The organism is Roseateles sp., from assembly GCF_039595595.1.
Lineage (GTDB): Bacteria > Pseudomonadota > Gammaproteobacteria > Burkholderiales > Burkholderiaceae_C > Roseateles.
Genome location: NZ_JBCNLG010000017.1, coordinates 25,834 through 43,039, shown reverse-complemented (window position 1 = coordinate 43,039; position 17,206 = coordinate 25,834). Strand labels below are relative to the sequence as shown.

General features: G+C 69.7%; 15 protein-coding genes. 10 read left to right on the top strand and 5 right to left on the bottom strand.

Annotated elements, in window-relative coordinates; all coding sequences use genetic code 11:
- Positions 1-124: 124 nt before the first annotated feature.
- The 3 genes from ABDW61_RS18595 to ABDW61_RS18585 are packed head-to-tail and all read right to left on the bottom strand — an operon-like array spanning position 125 to position 2,843.
- The gene (locus ABDW61_RS18595) at positions 125-1,180 is read right to left on the bottom strand and encodes an aldose epimerase family protein (protein WP_343640779.1); all 1,056 of its coding nucleotides are present in this window, start codon (positions 1,178-1,180) and stop codon (positions 125-127) included.
- Entirely contained in the window at positions 1,177-2,094 is a 918-nt protein-coding gene (locus tag ABDW61_RS18590; RefSeq protein ID WP_343640778.1) for an SMP-30/gluconolactonase/LRE family protein, read from the bottom strand. The genes ABDW61_RS18595 and ABDW61_RS18590 overlap by 4 nt, the downstream gene beginning before the upstream one ends.
- Positions 2,091-2,843 carry an SDR family oxidoreductase gene (locus ABDW61_RS18585; RefSeq protein ID WP_343640776.1) on the bottom strand — a complete coding sequence of 251 codons (753 nt, stop codon included), beginning with the start codon at positions 2,841-2,843 and terminating at the stop codon, positions 2,091-2,093. The genes ABDW61_RS18590 and ABDW61_RS18585 overlap by 4 nt, the downstream gene beginning before the upstream one ends.
- Before the next feature lie 215 nt (positions 2,844-3,058).
- Between ABDW61_RS18585 and ABDW61_RS18580 the strand changes: the two genes are divergently transcribed.
- The 10 genes from ABDW61_RS18580 (at position 3,059) to ABDW61_RS18535 (ending at position 13,550) form a co-directional block, all read left to right on the top strand.
- Positions 3,059-3,988 carry a dihydrodipicolinate synthase family protein gene (locus tag ABDW61_RS18580; RefSeq protein ID WP_343640774.1) on the top strand — a complete coding sequence of 310 codons (930 nt, stop codon included), beginning with the start codon at positions 3,059-3,061 and terminating at the stop codon, positions 3,986-3,988.
- Between the two features lie 29 nt (positions 3,989-4,017).
- The gene (locus ABDW61_RS18575) at positions 4,018-5,466 is read left to right on the top strand and encodes an aldehyde dehydrogenase family protein (RefSeq protein ID WP_343640772.1); all 1,449 of its coding nucleotides are present in this window, start codon (positions 4,018-4,020) and stop codon (positions 5,464-5,466) included.
- Positions 5,466-6,437: an arabinan endo-1,5-alpha-L-arabinosidase gene (locus ABDW61_RS18570; RefSeq protein ID WP_343640771.1), complete on the top strand. Its 972-nt coding sequence runs from the start codon at positions 5,466-5,468 to the stop codon at positions 6,435-6,437. The genes ABDW61_RS18575 and ABDW61_RS18570 overlap by 1 nt, the downstream gene beginning before the upstream one ends.
- A 67-nt stretch (positions 6,438-6,504) precedes the next feature.
- Positions 6,505-7,596 (top strand): sn-glycerol-3-phosphate ABC transporter ATP-binding protein UgpC, encoded by a 1,092-nt coding sequence (ugpC, locus tag ABDW61_RS18565; protein ID WP_343640770.1) that lies wholly within the window; start codon positions 6,505-6,507, stop codon positions 7,594-7,596.
- Positions 7,593-8,531, top strand: coding sequence for a sugar ABC transporter permease (locus ABDW61_RS18560; RefSeq protein WP_343640769.1), 939 nt, complete (start codon positions 7,593-7,595; stop codon positions 8,529-8,531). The genes ugpC and ABDW61_RS18560 overlap by 4 nt, the downstream gene beginning before the upstream one ends.
- A complete protein-coding gene (locus ABDW61_RS18555) occupies positions 8,528-9,364 on the top strand; it encodes a carbohydrate ABC transporter permease (protein WP_343640768.1) in 837 nt (278 codons plus the stop codon). Before ABDW61_RS18560 ends, ABDW61_RS18555 begins: the two co-directional genes overlap by 4 nt.
- Positions 9,361-10,722 (top strand): extracellular solute-binding protein, encoded by a 1,362-nt coding sequence (locus ABDW61_RS18550; RefSeq protein ID WP_343640767.1) that lies wholly within the window; start codon positions 9,361-9,363, stop codon positions 10,720-10,722. Before ABDW61_RS18555 ends, ABDW61_RS18550 begins: the two co-directional genes overlap by 4 nt.
- Positions 10,719-11,693, top strand: coding sequence for a family 43 glycosylhydrolase (locus tag ABDW61_RS18545; RefSeq protein WP_343640766.1), 975 nt, complete (start codon positions 10,719-10,721; stop codon positions 11,691-11,693). Before ABDW61_RS18550 ends, ABDW61_RS18545 begins: the two co-directional genes overlap by 4 nt.
- A gap of 129 nt (positions 11,694-11,822) precedes the next feature.
- The gene (locus ABDW61_RS18540; RefSeq protein ID WP_343640765.1) at positions 11,823-12,584 is read left to right on the top strand and encodes a FadR/GntR family transcriptional regulator; all 762 of its coding nucleotides are present in this window, start codon (positions 11,823-11,825) and stop codon (positions 12,582-12,584) included.
- Positions 12,585-12,596: 12 nt separating this feature from the next.
- Positions 12,597-13,550 (top strand): LysR family transcriptional regulator, encoded by a 954-nt coding sequence (locus ABDW61_RS18535; protein WP_343640764.1) that lies wholly within the window; start codon positions 12,597-12,599, stop codon positions 13,548-13,550.
- A 114-nt stretch (positions 13,551-13,664) separates the two neighbouring features.
- Here the strand turns inward: ABDW61_RS18535 and ABDW61_RS18530 are convergent, their stop codons facing one another.
- On the bottom strand, positions 13,665-16,178 hold the full coding sequence (locus tag ABDW61_RS18530) for a cbb3-type cytochrome c oxidase subunit I (RefSeq protein WP_343640763.1): 2,514 nt from the start codon (positions 16,176-16,178) through the stop codon (positions 13,665-13,667).
- Positions 16,175-17,200 carry a c-type cytochrome gene (locus ABDW61_RS18525; protein WP_343640762.1) on the bottom strand — a complete coding sequence of 342 codons (1,026 nt, stop codon included), beginning with the start codon at positions 17,198-17,200 and terminating at the stop codon, positions 16,175-16,177. The genes ABDW61_RS18530 and ABDW61_RS18525 overlap by 4 nt, the downstream gene beginning before the upstream one ends.
- Positions 17,201-17,206 lie beyond the last annotated feature (6 nt).

The following is a 17,206-nucleotide window of genomic DNA, read 5'->3' as shown; positions in this document are numbered from 1 at the left end:
ATGCACGCTCGAATTACCGCGTGGGAAGGGAAAGGGCCCTTTCACACCTTCGACAGGCGTGCAGCAAAGCTCCCCGATGCTGAATTGCTGCGGGTGGATCGAGAGTCTGCGGGTCCCTCGGAACCTATCGAGCCGAGAACCGATGCAGCGTCCGGCTCCTATAGACCTCCCCGGGTCTCAGCACGGTGGACGGCCAGTCCGGGCTGACCGGACGGTTCGGCGAGTCGGGGTTGTGCTGCGTCTCCAGGCAGATGCCATCGCCCTGGCGATGAAACTCCCCGCCGCTGCCGAGCAGGCTCCCGTCAAGGAAATTCCCCGAGTAGAACTGCATCGCCGGCTCGGTCGTCAGCACCTCCATCGTCCGGCCTGACACCGGATCGCGCAGCCGCGCGGCCAGGTGGAGTTCCCCGTCGAATGGCGCATCGAACACCCAGCTGTGGTCATAGCCCTTGCCACGCTGCAGTTGCGGATGCGCGTGGCGCAGGCGCGATTCAATGATCCGGGGCTCGCGGAAATCGAAAGGGGTGTCGGCCACGGGCGCGATCGCGGTCGGAATCGCCGCCGCGTCGACCTCGCAGTACCGGCTCGCGGGAATCTGCAGCTCGTGACCCAGCGCGGAGCCATGCCCCGCCAGGTTGAAGTAGTCGTGGTGCGTCAGATTGACCACCGTCGGCCGGTCGGTCGTCGCCTCGTACTCGATCTGCCAGCCCATGTCCTCGACCAGCCGGTAGCGCACCACCGCCTGCAGCCGTCCCGGGAAGCCTTGATCCCCGTCAGGGCTGTCCAGATCGAAGCGCAGGCAGCTGTCGCTCTCCGCTTCGGCGCGCCAGAGCTGCAGACCGAAGCCGCGCGGCCCCCCATGCAGGCAGTTGCTGCCATCGTTGGCCTGCAGCGCATGGCGTTCGCCATCGAGGCGGAACGCCGCATCGGCGATCCGGTTGCCGTAGCGGCCCACGATCACGCCGAAGTGCGGATTGCGCAGCACGTAGTCCTCGAGCGTCGGCAGCCCCAGCACCACGTTCGCGAGCTCGCCGCGCGCGTCCGGCACCTCCAGCCGCGTGACCAGCCCGCCATAGGTGATCGCCGACAGCCGCAGCCCGCGGCCGTTGTCCATCGTGTACTCGTGCACCGGCCGCCCGTCGGGCAGGTGACCATAGACCTTGCGTTGAATCGGTGTCATGTGATCTGGAATCGGTGAGGCGCCAGGCCGCGATGGCCTTGCGGGTCAAGCTCGAACAGCGCGCCCGCGAGCGGCTCATGTTCGCACTGCTTGCGGGCGGTGGTGACGAAGAGGCGGTCCAGCGCCGGTCCGCCGAACACGGGGCAGGTGGGCTGCGAGGCGGGCAGGGGCAGACGGAGGGTTTCGCGGCCCTGCGCGTCGAAGCGGATCACGATCCCGTCGCCCCAGATCGCCGACCACAGGCCACCGTCCGTGTCGACCGCTGCGCCATCGGGCTCGCCGCCGTCCATCGGCAGCTGCGCGAAGACGCGCCGCTCGCCAAGCCGCCCATCGGCGTGATAGTCCATCGCCCAGATCGTCCGCGTGGGGGAATCCGTGTAGTAGAGCGTTCCCCCATCGGGGCTGAAGTTCAGCGAGTTCCCGACGATCGCTGGCGGCAGCGGCAGGCGCTCGACCTTCAGGCCGCGCCCGACGCCGATGCCCGCCATCTCCGCGCGGTAGTAGCCGCCGACGGACGCGCCATGGGGATTGAACATGCCGAAAACGAAGCGCCCCTGCGGGTCGCAGCGGCCGTCGTTGATGCGCGTGCGCGGCTCGTCGGCTTCGACCGGCACCAGCGGGCCGATTTCCCCGCTCGCCAGGTCGAACAGCGCCACCCCCGACGCCAGTCCCAGCAGCAGCCGTCCCGGCGCATCGCACAGCGCGAAGCTGCCCAGCGGCTCCGGCATGGCCCAGTGCGTGATCTGACCGTCAGCGTCGCCTTGCGCCGCCTGCCAGCGCGACAGCCTCTGGCCATCGATGTCGGTCCAATAGAGCGCCTGCTCGCGCTCGCACCACAGCGCGCATTCGCCGAGCCGCTCCCGGCAATCGACGTGAACCCGGGCCGCGGCCGCCGCGCGGTCCGGCGCCGTCATGCCCAGCCCCCGTCGACGATGTAGTCCTGCGCGCTGCACATCGCGCTGTCGTCGGCCGCCAGGAACAGCGCCAGCGCCGCGACGTGGTCCGGCATCAGCGGCTGCTTGAGGCACTGGTTGGCGTCGATCTCTTTCTTGGTTTCGTCGTTGACCCAGAGCTGGAGCTGCTTCTCGGTCATGACCCAGCCCGGCACCAGCGTGTTCACGCGGATGTTGAACGGACCCAGGTCCCGCGCCAGCGAGCGCGTGAGCCCCTGCACGCCGGCCTTGGACGTCGTGTACGCCGCCATGCCGCCCTGCATCAGCATCCAGCTGAACGAGCCGAAGTTGATGATGGAGCCGCCGCCCAGCGCCTTCATGTCGGGCGCGACCGCCTGCGCGGCGAAGAACTGATGCTTGATGTTGACGGCGATCGCCTGGTCCCAGAACTCAGGCGTGACGTCCTCCAGCGCATGGCGCTTGTCGTTGGCGGCGTTGTTCAGCAGCACCTTGAAGGGCCCGCCCAGTTGCTCGCGCAGCGTCGCGATGGCGCCGCGCAACTGCGCGATGTCGGTCAGATCGGCGGCGACGAAGGCGCTGCCCGGCAACTTTGCCGCGAGCGCGTGGCCGGCTTCGGCCGCGATGTCGATGAAGCCCACCCGCGCGCCCTGCGCGGCGAAGCGCTCCACCAGCGTCGCGCCGATGCCGGTCGCTCCGCCGGTGATGAGCACGCGCTGCTCGCGCAGGCTGGGATAGATGGCGCTGGTCATGTCGTCTCCGTGTCTGCGGGCGCGAGTGTCGCGCCTCTTCGTGGGGTCATGCGCGAAGCCGCCGCGACGCGGGCGGCTCCTGGAGTCCGGATTCTATAAGTCTGACTATTTCTTAAGTCAAATCCATTCGATTGAGGGTTTGCCCGGATACGAGTCGTCATAAAGTAATACTTTAATTCGATCCCAACAAGAGTCCTGAGAACCCTGGAGACAACATGAGCCTGAGCTTCCCTCGGCCCTACAAGGGCGTGTTCCCGGTCGTCCCGACCACGTTTGACGAGCAGGGCGGTCTCGACCTCGAGAGCCAGAAGCGCTGCATCGACTTCATGATCGACGCCGGCTCCAACGGACTGTGCATCCTGGCCAATTTCTCGGAGCAGTTCGTGCTCGGCGACGACGAGCGCGCCGTGCTGACGCGGACCATCCTGGAGCATGTCGGCGGCCGCGTGCCGGTGATCGTCACGACGACGCACTACAGCACCCAGATCTGCATCGAGCGCAGCCGCATGGCGCAGTCGCTGGGCGCGGCGATGGTGATGGTGATGCCCCCCTACCACGGCGCGACGCTGCGTGTGGGCGAAGCCGGCATCCACGAGTTCTACGCCCGCCTGTCGGATGCGATTGGCATCCCCGTGATGATCCAGGACGCGCCGATGTCGGGCACGCCGCTGCCGGCGCCGTTCCTGGCCCGCATGGCCAAGGAGCTGGAGCAGATCCGCTACTTCAAGATCGAGACCGCTGGCGCCGCGAGCAAGCTGCGCGAGCTGATCGCGCTGGGTGGTGACGCCATCGAAGGCCCGTGGGACGGCGAGGAAGCGATCACGCTGCTGGCCGACCTCGACGCCGGCGCGACCGGTGCGATGACGGGCGGCGCGTTCCCCGACGGCATCCGCCGCATCGTCGATGCCTACGCCGCCGGCGACCGCGAAACCGCCGTGGCCGAGTACGGCCGCTGGCTGCCGCTGATCAACTACGAGAACCGCCAGGGCGGCATCCTGACCGCGAAGGCGCTGATGAAGGAAGGCGGCGTGATCGCCTGCGACCTGCCGCGCCATCCGTTCCCGACGATGAACCCGTACGTGCGCGCGGGCCTGCTGGACGCGGCCAGGCGCCTCGATCCGCTGGTGCTGCGCTGGGCGCGCTGAATCCCTTCGACATCAACCCGAGCCCTGTCATGAGCCAGATTCCCGAGTTCAAGAACTACATCGGCGGCGAATGGGTCGCCGGCGTCGACCAGCGTCCCAACATCAATCCGTCCGACACCAGCGACGTGATCGGCCTCTACGCGCAGGCCGATGCGGCGCAGACCGAGGCCGCCATCGCCGCGGCGCAGGCGGCGTTCCCGGCCTGGGCCTCGAGCACGCCACAGCAGCGCTTCGACGTGCTGGACGCGGTCGGCAACGAGCTGCTCGCGCGCCGCGACGAGATCGGCCGCCTGCTCTCCCGCGAAGAGGGAAAGACGCTGGCCGAAGGCCTGGGCGAGACGCACCGCGCCGCGATGATCTTCAAGTTCTTCGCCGCCGAGGCGCTGCGCTGCGGCGGCGAGACGCTGGCGTCGGTGCGGCCCGGCGTGTCGGTCGACGTGATCCGGCAGCCGGTGGGCGTCGTCGGCCTGATCGCGCCATGGAACTTCCCGATCGCGATCCCCGCTTGGAAGATCGCGCCGGCGCTGGCCTACGGCAACACGGTCGTCTTCAAGCCGGCCGAGCTGGTGCCTGGCTGCGCCTGGACCATCGCCGAGATCCTGTCGCGCACCGCGCTCACCAAGGGCGCCTTCAACCTGGTGATGGGTGCGGGCTCGCAGGTCGGGCAGACGCTGGTGGACTCGCCCAAGGTCAAGGCGCTGAGCTTCACCGGCTCGGTGGCGACGGGCCGCCGCATCATCTCGGCCTGCGCCGCGCGCCAGGCCAAGGTGCAGGCGGAGATGGGCGGCAAGAACCCGCTGATCGTGCTGGATGACGCGGACCTCGGGGTGGCCGTCAACTCGGCGGTGCAGAGCGCGTTCTTCTCGACCGGGCAGCGCTGCACGGCGTCGAGCCGCATCATCGTCACGGAAGGCATTCACGACCGCTTCGTCCAGGCCGTCGTCGAGAAGCTGCGGACGCTGAAGATCGATCACGCGCTCAAGGCCGGCACCGACATCGGCCCGGTCGTCGACCAGCGCCAGCTCGACCAGAACCTGCGCTACGTCGAGATCGCGAAACGGGAAGGCGGCACGCTGGCCTTCGGCGGCGAGGTCGTCGAGCGCGAGACGGCCGGCTTCTATCAGTTGCCCGCGCTGATCACGGACACCACGAACGCGATGACGATCAGCCGCGAGGAGGTCTTCGGCCCGGTGGCGAACGTCGTGCGGGCGCGCGACTACGACGAGGCGCTCGCGCTGGCCAATGACACCGAGTTCGGCCTGTCCGCCGGCATCTGCACGCAGTCGCTGAAGCACGCGGCCCACTTCAAGCTGCACTCGCAGGCGGGGATGGTGATGGTCAACCTGCCGACGGCGGGGGTGGACTACCACGTGCCGTTCGGCGGCACGAAGGGCTCCAGCTACGGTCCGCGCGAGCAGGGCAGCTACGCGCGCGAGTTCTATACGACGGTCAAGACCGCCTACACGTTCGCTGGCTGATGGCCACGATCGCGCCTCGGGTCCGCGGCGCCGCGGCGGTGATCGCCGCGGCGGTGCTGCCGGCCTGCTCGACCGCGGGCGTGCCCGCTCCGGGCCTTGAGGACCCCGCCGGCGCGCACGATCCGACGCTGATCGAGCAGGGCGGCGCCTTCCACGTCTTCACGACGGGGCCCGGCATCCAACACCTGCGCTCGGAGGACGGCCGCCAGTGGCGGCGGCTGGCGCCGGCCCTCACCGAGGCCCCGGCCTGGTGGGCCGAGGCGGTGCCGGCGCATCGCGGGCTCGATGTCTGGGCGCCGAAGGTGTTCGCGCTCAAGGGGCGCTACTGGCTGCTGTACTCGATTTCGACCTTCGGCAAGAACCGCTCGGCGATCGGTCTGGCGAGCAGCGCGGCGCTCGACGGCCCCTGGCAGGACGAGGGCATGGTCGCGCGAAGCGTCGAAGGCGACGACTTCAATGCGATCGATCCGGACCTCTTCATCGATGCCAAGGAGCAGGGCGGCGATGGCCGGCTGTGGCTCAGCTACGGCTCGTTCTGGGGCGGGATCCGCGTCACCGCCTTCGACCCGGAGACGATGCGGCCGAGCGGTCCGGCGCGCTTCATCGCGCGGCGCAAGGCCGGCATCGAGGCGCCGACGATGGTGCGGCACGGCGACTGGGTCTACCTGTTCGTCTCGCATGACCTGTGCTGCCGCGGCACGGCCAGCACCTACAACATCCGCGTCGGGCGCTCGCGCTCGGCGCAAGGGCCCTTCCTCGACCAGGAAGGGCGCGACCTGATGGACGGCGGCGGCACGCTGGTGGAGCAGGGTGCCGGCCGCTGGATCGGGCCGGGCCATCAGGACGTCGTTGGCCGATGGATCGTCCGGCATGCCTATGACGGCGAAGATCGCGGGAAGCCCAAGCTGCGTCTGGGTGAGCTGCGATGGACCGGCGACGGCTGGCCCGCGCTGGCCTCCGGCGAGCGCTAGACCGGCACGCGGCCCGCAGAAGGCCGCGGCGCTTCAAGAAGACAAGAAGACATCAGGAGACATTCCGTTGGCAGCCCTCAAGCTGGAGCAGATCTGCAAGCGCTATGGCGCGGTGCAGGTCATCCCCGACCTGTCGCTCGACGTGGCGCCGGGCGAGTTCATCGTGTTCCTCGGCCCGTCGGGCTGCGGCAAGACCAGCCTGCTGCGCATGATCGCGGGCCTGGAGGAGGTCAGCGGCGGCCGCATCGAGATCGGCGGCAAGGACGTGACCCATGCCGCGCCGGGCCAGCGGCAGCTGGCGATGGTGTTCCAGCACTACGCGCTGTACCCGCACATGACGGTGCGCGAGAACCTGGCCTTCGGCCTGCGCAATATCGCGCTGGCGGAGGAAGAGATCGATCGCCGCATCCAGGAGGCGGCGCGGATGCTGGAGCTGGACGCGCTGCTGGCGCGCAAGCCGGGGCAGTTGTCGGGCGGTCAGCGGCAGCGCGTGGCGATCGGCCGCGCGGTGGTCAAGGAGCCGGCGCTATTCCTGTTCGATGAGCCGCTGTCCAACCTCGACGCGGCGCTGCGCGGCCGCACGCGGCTGGAGCTGGCGCAGCTGCACCGGCGGCTGGGCGCGACGATGATCTTCGTGACCCACGACCAGATCGAGGCGATGACGCTGGCGACCCGCATCGTGGTCATGAACGCGGGCCGCATCGAGCAGGTGGCGCCGCCGTCCGAGCTCTATCGGCGTCCGGCGACGCGATTCGTCGCGGGGTTCATCGGCACACCGGGGATGAACTTCGTGCCGGTGCGGCGGTTGGCGGACCGGCAGGGCCTGGCGGCCATCGAGCTGCCTGGCGGGCAGGAACTCCTGACCCGCGTGCCGGCGGCGGTGCCGGGCAGCGAGCTCACGCTCGGCATCCGGCCCGAGCATCTGGTCACCGCGGCGCGCGGGCCGCTGCCGGCGCAGGTCGAGATGGTCGAATTCCTCGGGGAACGCAGCCTGGCGCATGTGCGGCTCGTCGACGGCACGCGCGCGATCGCCACCGTCGCGGGCGCGTCGCCGGCGGCGGGCGAGCTGGTGCAGCTCGATCTCGTCATGGATGAGGCGCATCTTTTCGACAAGCAGGGACTGGCGCACCATGCGGTGGCGCAAGGGGCTGCGGCATGAGCCCAGAGATCCCGAGCGGTGCGGAGGCCGCCGGCCGCGCGCGCGCGGCGGTGGGTCTTCGCGCCTCGCGTCCGGCGCACGCGCTGTTCGTGCTGCCTTTCGTCGCGGTCTACGCGCTGCTGCTGCTCTGGCCGCTGGCCAAGGGCTGGTTCATCAGCTTCCACGACCATGACCTGCTGTCCAACGACAGCTTCTACGTCGGCTTCCAGAACTACCTCGAACTGCTGGACGACGATGTCTTCCATCAGGTCGTCTGGAACACCCTGCGCTTCGTGCTGATCAGCGTGCCGGTCTTCGTCGTCCTGTCGCTGATGCTGGCGCTCGCGCTGAACCGCCCCGGCCGGCTCGCGGCCGTGCTGCGCGCGATCTTCTTCTGCGCCAGCGTCTTCTCGGTGACGTTGATCACGCTGGTCTGGCAGCTGGCGCTGATGCCCGAGCGCGGTCTGGTCGCGCAGGGCAGCGCGGCGTTGGGCCTGCCTCAACTGCCCTGGCTCACCAGCGACCTGCTGGCGCTGCCGACGCTGGCGCTCGTGACGGTGTGGTGGATCATCGGCCTGCCGATGATGCTGTTCCTGTCGGCGCTGCAGCAGATCCCCTCCGATGTCTACGAAGCCGCCGCGCTGGACAACGCCAGCCGCTGGCGCACGCTGACCCATGTCACGCTGCCCGCGCTCAAGCGCACGGTGGCGCTGGTGGCGGTGATCGAGGTGATCCGCCAGTTCCAGGTCTTCCCGCAGATCATGCTGATGACCAACGGCGGCCCCAACAACACGACGCGGCCCATCGTCCAGTTCATCTACGAACAGGCCTTCATGCAGCTCTCGCTGGGCTACGCGACCGCCGTGTCGCAGGTGCTGCTGGCCGTGATGCTGGTGGGCGTCTCGGTGCAGATGTGGCTGGAGCGGCGCGAGGCCGCGCAAGGAGTGCGCCGATGACCCCGATGCTGCGCAAGGGCTGGTTCGACCGCGCGGTGATGGCGCTGCTGATCGTGCTGGCGGCGCTGTGGATGCTGCCGCTGCTGTGGGTGCTGGCGCTGTCGTTCAAGCCCAACGAACTGCTCATGGTGCGCACCGACGTCTTCCTCGCGCCACCGTACACGCTGGCCAACTACGCGGACATCCTGCAGACCTCGGCGGTGTTCCGCTGGCTGGGCAACAGCGCGCTGGTCGCGGCGCTGCAGACGCTGGGCGTGCTGGTGCTGTCGTCGCTGGCGGGCTATGGCTTCGCGCGCTGCGAGTTCCCGGGGCGGCGCTGGCTGTTCCCGCTGGTGCTGTTCGGCCTGGCGGTGCCGTCGCAGAGCGTTTTCATCCCGCTGCACCGGCTGTTCTCCGACTGGGGCCTGCAGAACACCTACGCGGGCCTGGCGCTGCCGGGCCTGGCGGCGCCGTTCGGCGTGTTCCTGATGACGCAGTACTTCAAGGCCGTGCCGATCGACCTGGAGGAAGCGGCGCTGCTGGACAACGCCTCGCGCTTCAAGACCTTCCTGCGCGTGGTGCTGCCGCTGACGCTGCCGGCGCAGGCGACGCTCGGCATCTTCACCTTCCTGGCCTGCTGGAACGACTACCTCTGGCCGCTGGTCATCGCGACGCAGCCCGAGATGTACACGCTGACGCGTGGCCTGGCGTCGACGCAGACCAACTTCGCGCAGTCCGAGGGACTGGGCTTCCTGATGGCGCAGGCGGTGTTCGCCGGCGCGCCGGTGCTGATGATCTATCTCTTCTTCCAGAAGCACCTGGTCACCGCGGTGGCGGGAACGGGGCGGTCATGATGAAACGCTCCCTGTGGATGGCGGCGCTGGCGGGCGCGGCGCTGCTCGCCGGCTGTGGCGACCGCGCCGTGACGGCGGCAGGCCCGGGCGCGAAGGCGAAGACCGAGATCACGCTGATGCGCTTCTTCGGCAGCTGCGACGCCAAGTTCGGCGCGGTGAACGACGCGAGCCAGGGCGTGGGCGAGTGCGGCATCGTGACCGCGATGGTCAACGAGTTCAACGCGACCAATCCCGACGGCATCGTCGTGAAGACGCAGGTCGCCGAATGGGCGCCGTACTACGACCAGCTGACCGCGCGCCTGGTGGCCAAGGACATCCCGACGGTGGCGGTGATGCATGAATCGGCGCTGGGCGACTATGTGCGCCGCCGGCTGATCGAGCCGCTGGACGCCGAGCTTCCCGCGCTGGGCATCGACACGGCCGACTTCACCGACCACGCGCGCCGCGGCGTCACGCTGAACGGCCAGATCTACGCCTTGCCCTTCGACACCTGGGCCTGGCTGTGGCACGTCAACACGACGCTGATGTCCCAGGCCGGCCTCATGGGCGCGGACGGCAAGCCAAAGCTGCCGCATTCGCCGGACGAGCTGCTGGCGATGGCGCGGCAATTCAAGCAGCGGACCGGCAAGCCATATTTCGCGTGGGCGATCGTCAAGGAAACGGCGGCCACGAACCGCACCTTCCAGACGCTGATCGCCCAGCAGGAGACCCCGCTCTTCAGCGAGGACGGCAAGCGCATCGACATGCATCAGCCGCAGGTGGTCAACGCGCTGGCGCTGATGCAGCAGCTCTATGCCGAGGGGCTGGTGAAACCCAACCTCGACTACGGCGGCGCCAACCAGGCCTTCCTGAACGGCGAGGCGGGCGTGGTGGTCGTGGGCACCTGGACCATCGACCAGTTCCTGCGCGAGGCCCGCAAGCCCGGCTCGCCACTCAAGGGCGGCTACACCGTGGTGCCGTTCCCGCAGCTCTACCAGCGGCCGGCGGTGTTCGCCGACGGTCACAGCTGGGCGCTGTTCAAGGGCGGCGCCGCAACGCCCGAGCAGCATGCGGCCGCGCTCAAGCTGCTGCAGTTCATCTGGAAGCGCAGTGCCGAGTGGGCGCGCACGGGACACCTGCCGGTGCGGCGTTCGGTGGCGGACAGCGCCGCGTTCAAGGCGCTGCCGTTCCGCCAGAACCTGACCGAGATCACCCGCACCGGCACGTCGATGCCGGGCAACGTGCCGACTCAGCGCGCGATCGAGCTGCTGATCGGCGAGGACGTGAGCAATCTGATGGTCTCCAACAAGCCGATCGCCGAGGTGCAGGCCGACGTGGAGAAGCAGGTCAACAAGGCCTTGAAGAAGGTCAGACGATGAAAGCGCGAGACGACGCCATGACGCTGAACTGGTCCAACCCGCTGATTCCCCAGCGTGCCGATCCGCACCTGTCGCTGCATGGCGGCCGCTACTGGTTCACCGCGTCGGTGCCGGGCTTCGACGCGATCGAGCTGCGCAGCGCGGCGCGCATCGAGGATCTGCCGCACGCGGCGCCGACGACCATCTGGACGCGCCGCGTGCAAGGACCGGCGAGCTGGCACATCTGGGCGCCGGAGCTGCATCGCGTCGATGGACGCTGGCTGATCTACTTCGCCGGCGGCGAGCGCGACGACATCTGGAAGATCCGCATGCATGTGCTGGAGAACGCGCACGAGGATCCGGCGCAAGGCGAATGGATCGAGCGCGGCCAGATCCGCACACCGCTGGATGACTTCGCGCTCGACGCGACCACGTTCGCCCATGGCGGCGAGCAGTACCTGTGCTGGGCCGAGGCCGATCCCTCGCGCCAGGGCAAGACCAACCTCTATCTCGCCGCGCTGGCCAATGCCTGGACGCTCAAGAGCGCCCCGACGCGGATCAGCGAGGCCGTGCTGCCCTGGGAGCGCGTCGGCTTCGCCGTCAACGAGGGGCCGGCGGTGCTGCAGCGGCATGGCCGCGTGCTGATCGCCTACTCGGCGGCGGCGACCGACGCCAACTACTGCATGGGCCTGCTGTGGGCGGACGCGGCGGCGGAGCTGCTGGATGCCTCGGTCTGGCACAAGTCGCCGGTGCCGGTCTTCGCCAGCGCCAACGGCCAGTACGGCCCGGGCCACAACAGCTTCACGACGACGCCGGACGGCAAGACGGACCTGCTGGTCTATCACGCGCGCAACTACCGGGAGATCGTGGGCGATCCGTTGCATGATCCCAACCGCCATGCCCGCGTGCAGCCCTTCGAATGGCGTGCCGACGGCCTGCCGGCGTTCGGCCAGCCGCAGCCCGACGGCCCGGTTCAGGAGGCGCAGGCATGACGCGCCGGCATGCCGCGCCGCCACTGGCCGGGCGGGCCGGCGCTGGCCTGCAACGCGCGGCGCGGCGCGCCAAGGGAGGATTTGTCGCGAGTTTCGAGGGCGGGCGCCCGTGATAGCCTGCCGCCCGATATGAAGACCCGCGCCGATCATTCGACCTACAACCCGCGCGCGCGCCGCGCGGAGGGCAAGAGCCAGCATGGCCGCATCGTCAGCGAGCTGGGGCTGGCCATCGTCTCGGGCGAGCTCAGGCCCGGCGACCGGCTGCCGGCCGAGCAGCAGTTGCTGGACCGCTACGACATCAGCCGCCCGGTGCTGCGCGAGGCCGTGCGCGTGCTGGTGGCCAAGGGGCTGGTGGTGTCGCGCCAGCGTGCCGGCGCCATCGTGCGGCCGCGCAACGAGTGGCATCTGCTGGATCCCGACGTGCTGTACTGGCTGATCCAGTCCAAGCCGCAGCAGGAATTCCTGAACACGCTGATGGAGGTGCGCCGCGTGTTCGAGCCGGCCGCGGCCGCGCTGGCCGCGAAGGCGGCCACGCCCGAGCAGCTCGAGCGCATCGAGCAGGCCTTCGACGGCATGTCCGCGGCCACCGACACCGAGCACCTGCTCGAGCCCGACCTGGCCTTCCACCGCCACATCGCCGAGGCGACCAACAACGACCTGATGGCCTACATCGGCAACATGCTGTCGCTGGCGCTGCGCGAATCCATCATCCTGAGCAGCCAGTTGCCCAACACCCACGAACTGTCCCTGCCGCGCCACGAGGCGATCCTGACGGCGATCCGCAACCGCGACCCGCTGGGCGCCCGCCAGGCCACGCTGGTCCAGCTGCAGGAAACGGGCGACGACCTGAGCAGCGTGCTGTCGACCAAGGGCATCGTGGACCTGGCCTGACGGAGCACTGTGATGGACGACGCCCCGAATCCCAACTGGTTCCTGCGCGCGCGGCTGAAGACGCGCCAACTGCTGCTGCTGATCGCGCTGGACGACCACCGCAACATCCACCGGGCGTCGGAGGCGCTGTGCATGACGCAGCCGGCGGCCTCCAAGCAGCTCAAGGACCTGGAGGACATGCTGGAGGTGCGGCTGTTCGAGCGCCTGCCGCGCGGCATGGAGCCGACGCTGTTCGGCGAGACGATGATCCGCCATGCGCGGATGGCGCTGACGAGTCTGGCCGCAGCGCATGACGACATCGTCGCGCTGAAGAAGGGCTTGACCGGCCAGGTCGAGGTGGGCGTGATCATGACGCCGGGGATGGCGCTGCTGCCGCGCGCGATCGCGCGCGTGAAGGCGCAGGCGCCGCTGCTGCGCATCGGCGTGCAGATGGACACCAGCAAGGTACTGCTGGAGCAGCTCAAGCGGGGGACGCTCGATTTCATGATCGGCCGGATCCTGGAGGAGGACAGCGCGGGCGGCCTGCAATACGAGGAGCTGAGCGGCGAGCCGGCCTGCGCGGTGGCGCGGCTCGGTCACCCGCTGCTGGCGCGCACGGACCTGACGCTGCAGGACCTGGCGACGCAGCCGTGGATCCTGCCGCCGCCGGGCAGCGTGCTGCGCCACCGATGGGAGCTGATGTTCCGGCGGGCGGCGATCGATCCGCCGGCGGATGCGGTGGACACGACGGCGCTGCTGGTGATCACGGCGCTGCTGCAGCAGACGGATGCGCTGCACGTGATGCCGGTCGAGGTGGCGCGCTACTACGCGTCGCTGCGGGCGCTGGCGATCCTGCCGATCGAGCTGCCGTGCAGCATGGATGCCTTCGGCATCATCACGCGCGAGGACCACCTACTATCCCCCGGCGCCCGCGCGCTGCTTCAAGAAGTCCGCGCGGTCGGCAAAGACCTGTACCGCCCCGCATGAACTCCCTCGCCCCCGCATGAATTCCCCAGCCTCTGCATGAACTCCCTCGCCCCCACAGGGGGAGAGGGCAGGGGAGAGGGGGTCGTGGAAGGGCAGCAGCGCCCGAACAAGCGATCAAGGCGCCAGACGCGGCCACCAGACCGTGGCCACGCCCTGCAGGCAGATCCACGCCCACAGCAGCACCACGGCCTCTCGCGTCGCATGCTGCCTCGGCCGGATCAAGCCGCTCGCCAGACGCGCGCCGTAGTAAAGCGCCAGCATCGCCGCGACCGCCAACTGCAGTCCCTGCAGCCCATGCAGCGCGGCCAGTGTCCCTGTCCAGGCATCCAGCGTCGGCGGCCGTTCCGCTGGCCAGGCCGTTCTCAATCCATCGTGGAAGGCCAGTGCCGCCATCGCGAACGCTGGCGCCATCAGCGCTCCCCGCCATCTCGGCACCGGCGCGCGCCACGCGCCCGCGCCTGCCCACGCGGCGAAAGCCAGACTCAGCGCATAGCCCAGTGTCTGCATCGCCAGCGTGCTTGTGTCCGCGAGCCCCACGCCCGGCGGCGGGCACACCTCCAGCCGCATCGCGACATGCAGATGCGCGAACGCCATCGACGCGAAGATCGTCGCCTCCACCACGATGAGGATCACGACCGCCCAGTACGACGGCGACTGCCGCCCCGAAGCGCCCATCGGCAGCAGCACGCCGGCCGCGGCCTCTGCGTCCTCGACCGGCGGCGCCCGATCCGTCTGCCACAGCCACGCCCACAGCGCGACGATCGCCAGCACGCCGCCCGCCACCGTGCCCGCCACCGACTTCACCGTCATCAGCAGGAAGAACGCGGCGGTGCCGACCGCCGCGAGGAAGGGCCACAGACTGTCCTTGGCCAGCACGACGACCCGCAGCGGGCGCGCCTGCACCGGACTCGTGAGCAGCGTCTCCCGCCCGCCGCTGATCGTCCCGGGAAGCCAATGCGCGCCCGCTTCGACCTCCTCATGCAGCTCGGGCCGATGCCACAGCGGCTCGTGATGCTCCACCTGCGGGATGCTGCGTGTGCCGTAAAGCTCCGATGGCAGCCACTCCAGCGTCGACGAGGTCCACGGATCGTGATGCTCCCGCGCCGGTCCGCGCTGACTGCGCACGACGTCGATGACGAACAGCAGCACGCCCGCCGCGATCACCGCGGCGCCCAGCGAGGACAGCAGATTCGGCCACTCCAGTCCCAGCCCCGCCGCATAGGTATGCACGCGCCGCGGCATGCCGAGCAGCCCGGCGATGTGCATCGGGAAGAAGGTCAGATGGAAGCCGCCCACCACCAGCCCGAAGACCCAGCGTCCGGCGCGTTCCGACAGCGCGCGGCCTTTCCACAGCGGCAGCCAGTGGTAGATGGCCGCGAACATCGGCAGCACCATGCCGCCGATGAGCACGTAGTGGAAATGCGCCACGACGAAGTAGCTGTCGTGCACTTGCCAGTCGATCGGCAGCAACGCCAGCATCACGCCGGTCAGTCCGCCCAGCACGAAGGTGACGAGGAAGCCGATCAGGAACAGCGTCGCCGTGGTCCATTGCAGCCGGCCGCGCCACAAGGTGCCGATCCACGCGAAGACCTGCAGCGCGCCGGGAATCGCGATGGCCACGCTCAGGATGGACACGACGCTCATGCCCAGCCCGCCCAGTCCCGCCGTGAACATGTGATGCGCCCACAGCAGGAAGCTGACCACCCCGATCGCGATCAGCGCCGCCACCACCGCCTGCCGGCCGATCAGCGAGGTCCTCGCCAGCGCCGGGACCATTGTCGAGACCAGTCCCGCCGCGGGCAGGAAGATGATGTAGACCTCCGGATGACCGAAGAACCAGAACAGGTGCTGCCACAGCAGCGGATCGCCGCCCCGCGTGGCATCGAAGATGGGCCAGTCGAAGGCGCGCTCGATCTCCAGCAGCGCGGTGCCGGCGATCACGGCCGGAAAAGCCAGCACGATCATCCCGCCCACCACCAGCATGGACCATGCATAGACCGGCATGCGGCCCAGCGTCATGCCCGGCGCCCGCGTCATCAGCGTGCCGGTGATCAGTTCGATGGCACCGGCGATCGCGGAGATCTCGATGAAGCCGATGCCCAGCAGCCAGAAGTCCGCGTTCAGTCCCGGCGAGTAGGCCGCGCTGCTCAGCGGTGGATACATGAACCAGCCCGAGTCCGGCGCCAGGCCCCAGAACAGCGTCGCGTAGAAGGCCAGGCCGCCGAAGGCGTACATCCAGAACGAATAGGCGGACAGGCGTGGAAAGGGCAGGTCGCGCGCGCCCAGCATGTTGGGCAGCAGGTAGACCGCGATGGCCTCGACCATCGGCACCGCGAACAGGAACATCATCACCGTGCCATGCATGGTGAACAGCTGCTGGAACAGCGGCGCGCCGATGAGCGTCTGCGACGGCGCCGCCAGCTGCGCCCGCATCAGCAGCGCCAGCACGCCGCCCAGCAGCAGGAAGAGGAAGGCTGTCGCGATGTAGAGCTTGCCGATGAAGACGTTGTTGACGCTGCTGATGCGGCGCCAGCCTGCCGGCGGCGCCCACGCGGCACGCAGGCGCTCGAGTTCGCCGTCGGGGCGCGGCAGCCGGCTGGCCGGGCGGGCGGGAATCGGCCCGGTCATGGCGCCGCGGCCACCAGGGGCCGCTCCGTGCCACTGCCCGCGGGCGGCGGTCCTGCGAGGAACTCGGTCAGCGCATCGATCTCATCGGCGGGGATCTGCTGGTAGGAAGGCATGCGCACACCGGGCTTGGCCTGTTGCGCGTCCGAGATCCATTGCCGCAGCGCCGTGCGCGGATCGCCGAGCGGATCGCGGTTGCGCAGCGCGCCCGCGCCCAGCCACAGGCGGTCCGCCACATGCGTGAGGTCCGGACCCAGCGGCGGCGGATCGAGCGCCCCGCGCGCCGCCTCGCGCCCGTCCCCGGCGCGATCCAGGCCTCGCACCGCGTGGCAGGCGACACAGCCGTGCTCGCGGAAGAGCGCCGCGCCGCGCAGGGCCTGGCGGGAGACCGGCTCCGGCGCGTCGCCCGCCTGCGCGCGGCGCCAGCGCGCGAAGTCCTCCGGCGCCATCGCCACCACCTGCAGCACCATCGCCGCATGCTGCGTCCCGCAGTACTCCGAGCACGGTCCGCGGAACACGCCCGGCCGCGCGGCCGTGAAGGTCAGGCGGTTCAGGCGTCCGGGCACCAGGTCGACCTTGCCGCCGAGCTCCGGCACCCAGTAGCTGTGGATCACGTCCTCCGACGCGAGCGTCAGCGTCACGGGACGCCCCACCGGCACGCGCAGTTCGTTGGCAGTGGCGAAGGCGGCGGCGTCGCCCTCGGCCTCGTAGCGCAGCGACCACCACCACAAGTGGCCCGTGACGGCGACGCGCAGCGCGCCGGGCGGCGCCGGCCCGTCGAGCCCCTGCGCCGCGCGCTCACCGTGCAGCAGCAGGCCGCCGAAGACCAGCACCGGCAGCACCAGCCCGCCGCCCCACAACCAGAGCGCCGCCGGCACCGGGCGCCGGCCTCGCCACCACAGCGCCGCCGCGAGACAGACCATCGCGAAGACGAAGGCGAGGGCGCAGACGATCAGCGCCGTGTTCATGACGCCGGCGAGCGCCTCGGCCTGTGGACCCGCCGGACCGAGCACGCCGCCGTTCATGGCCGG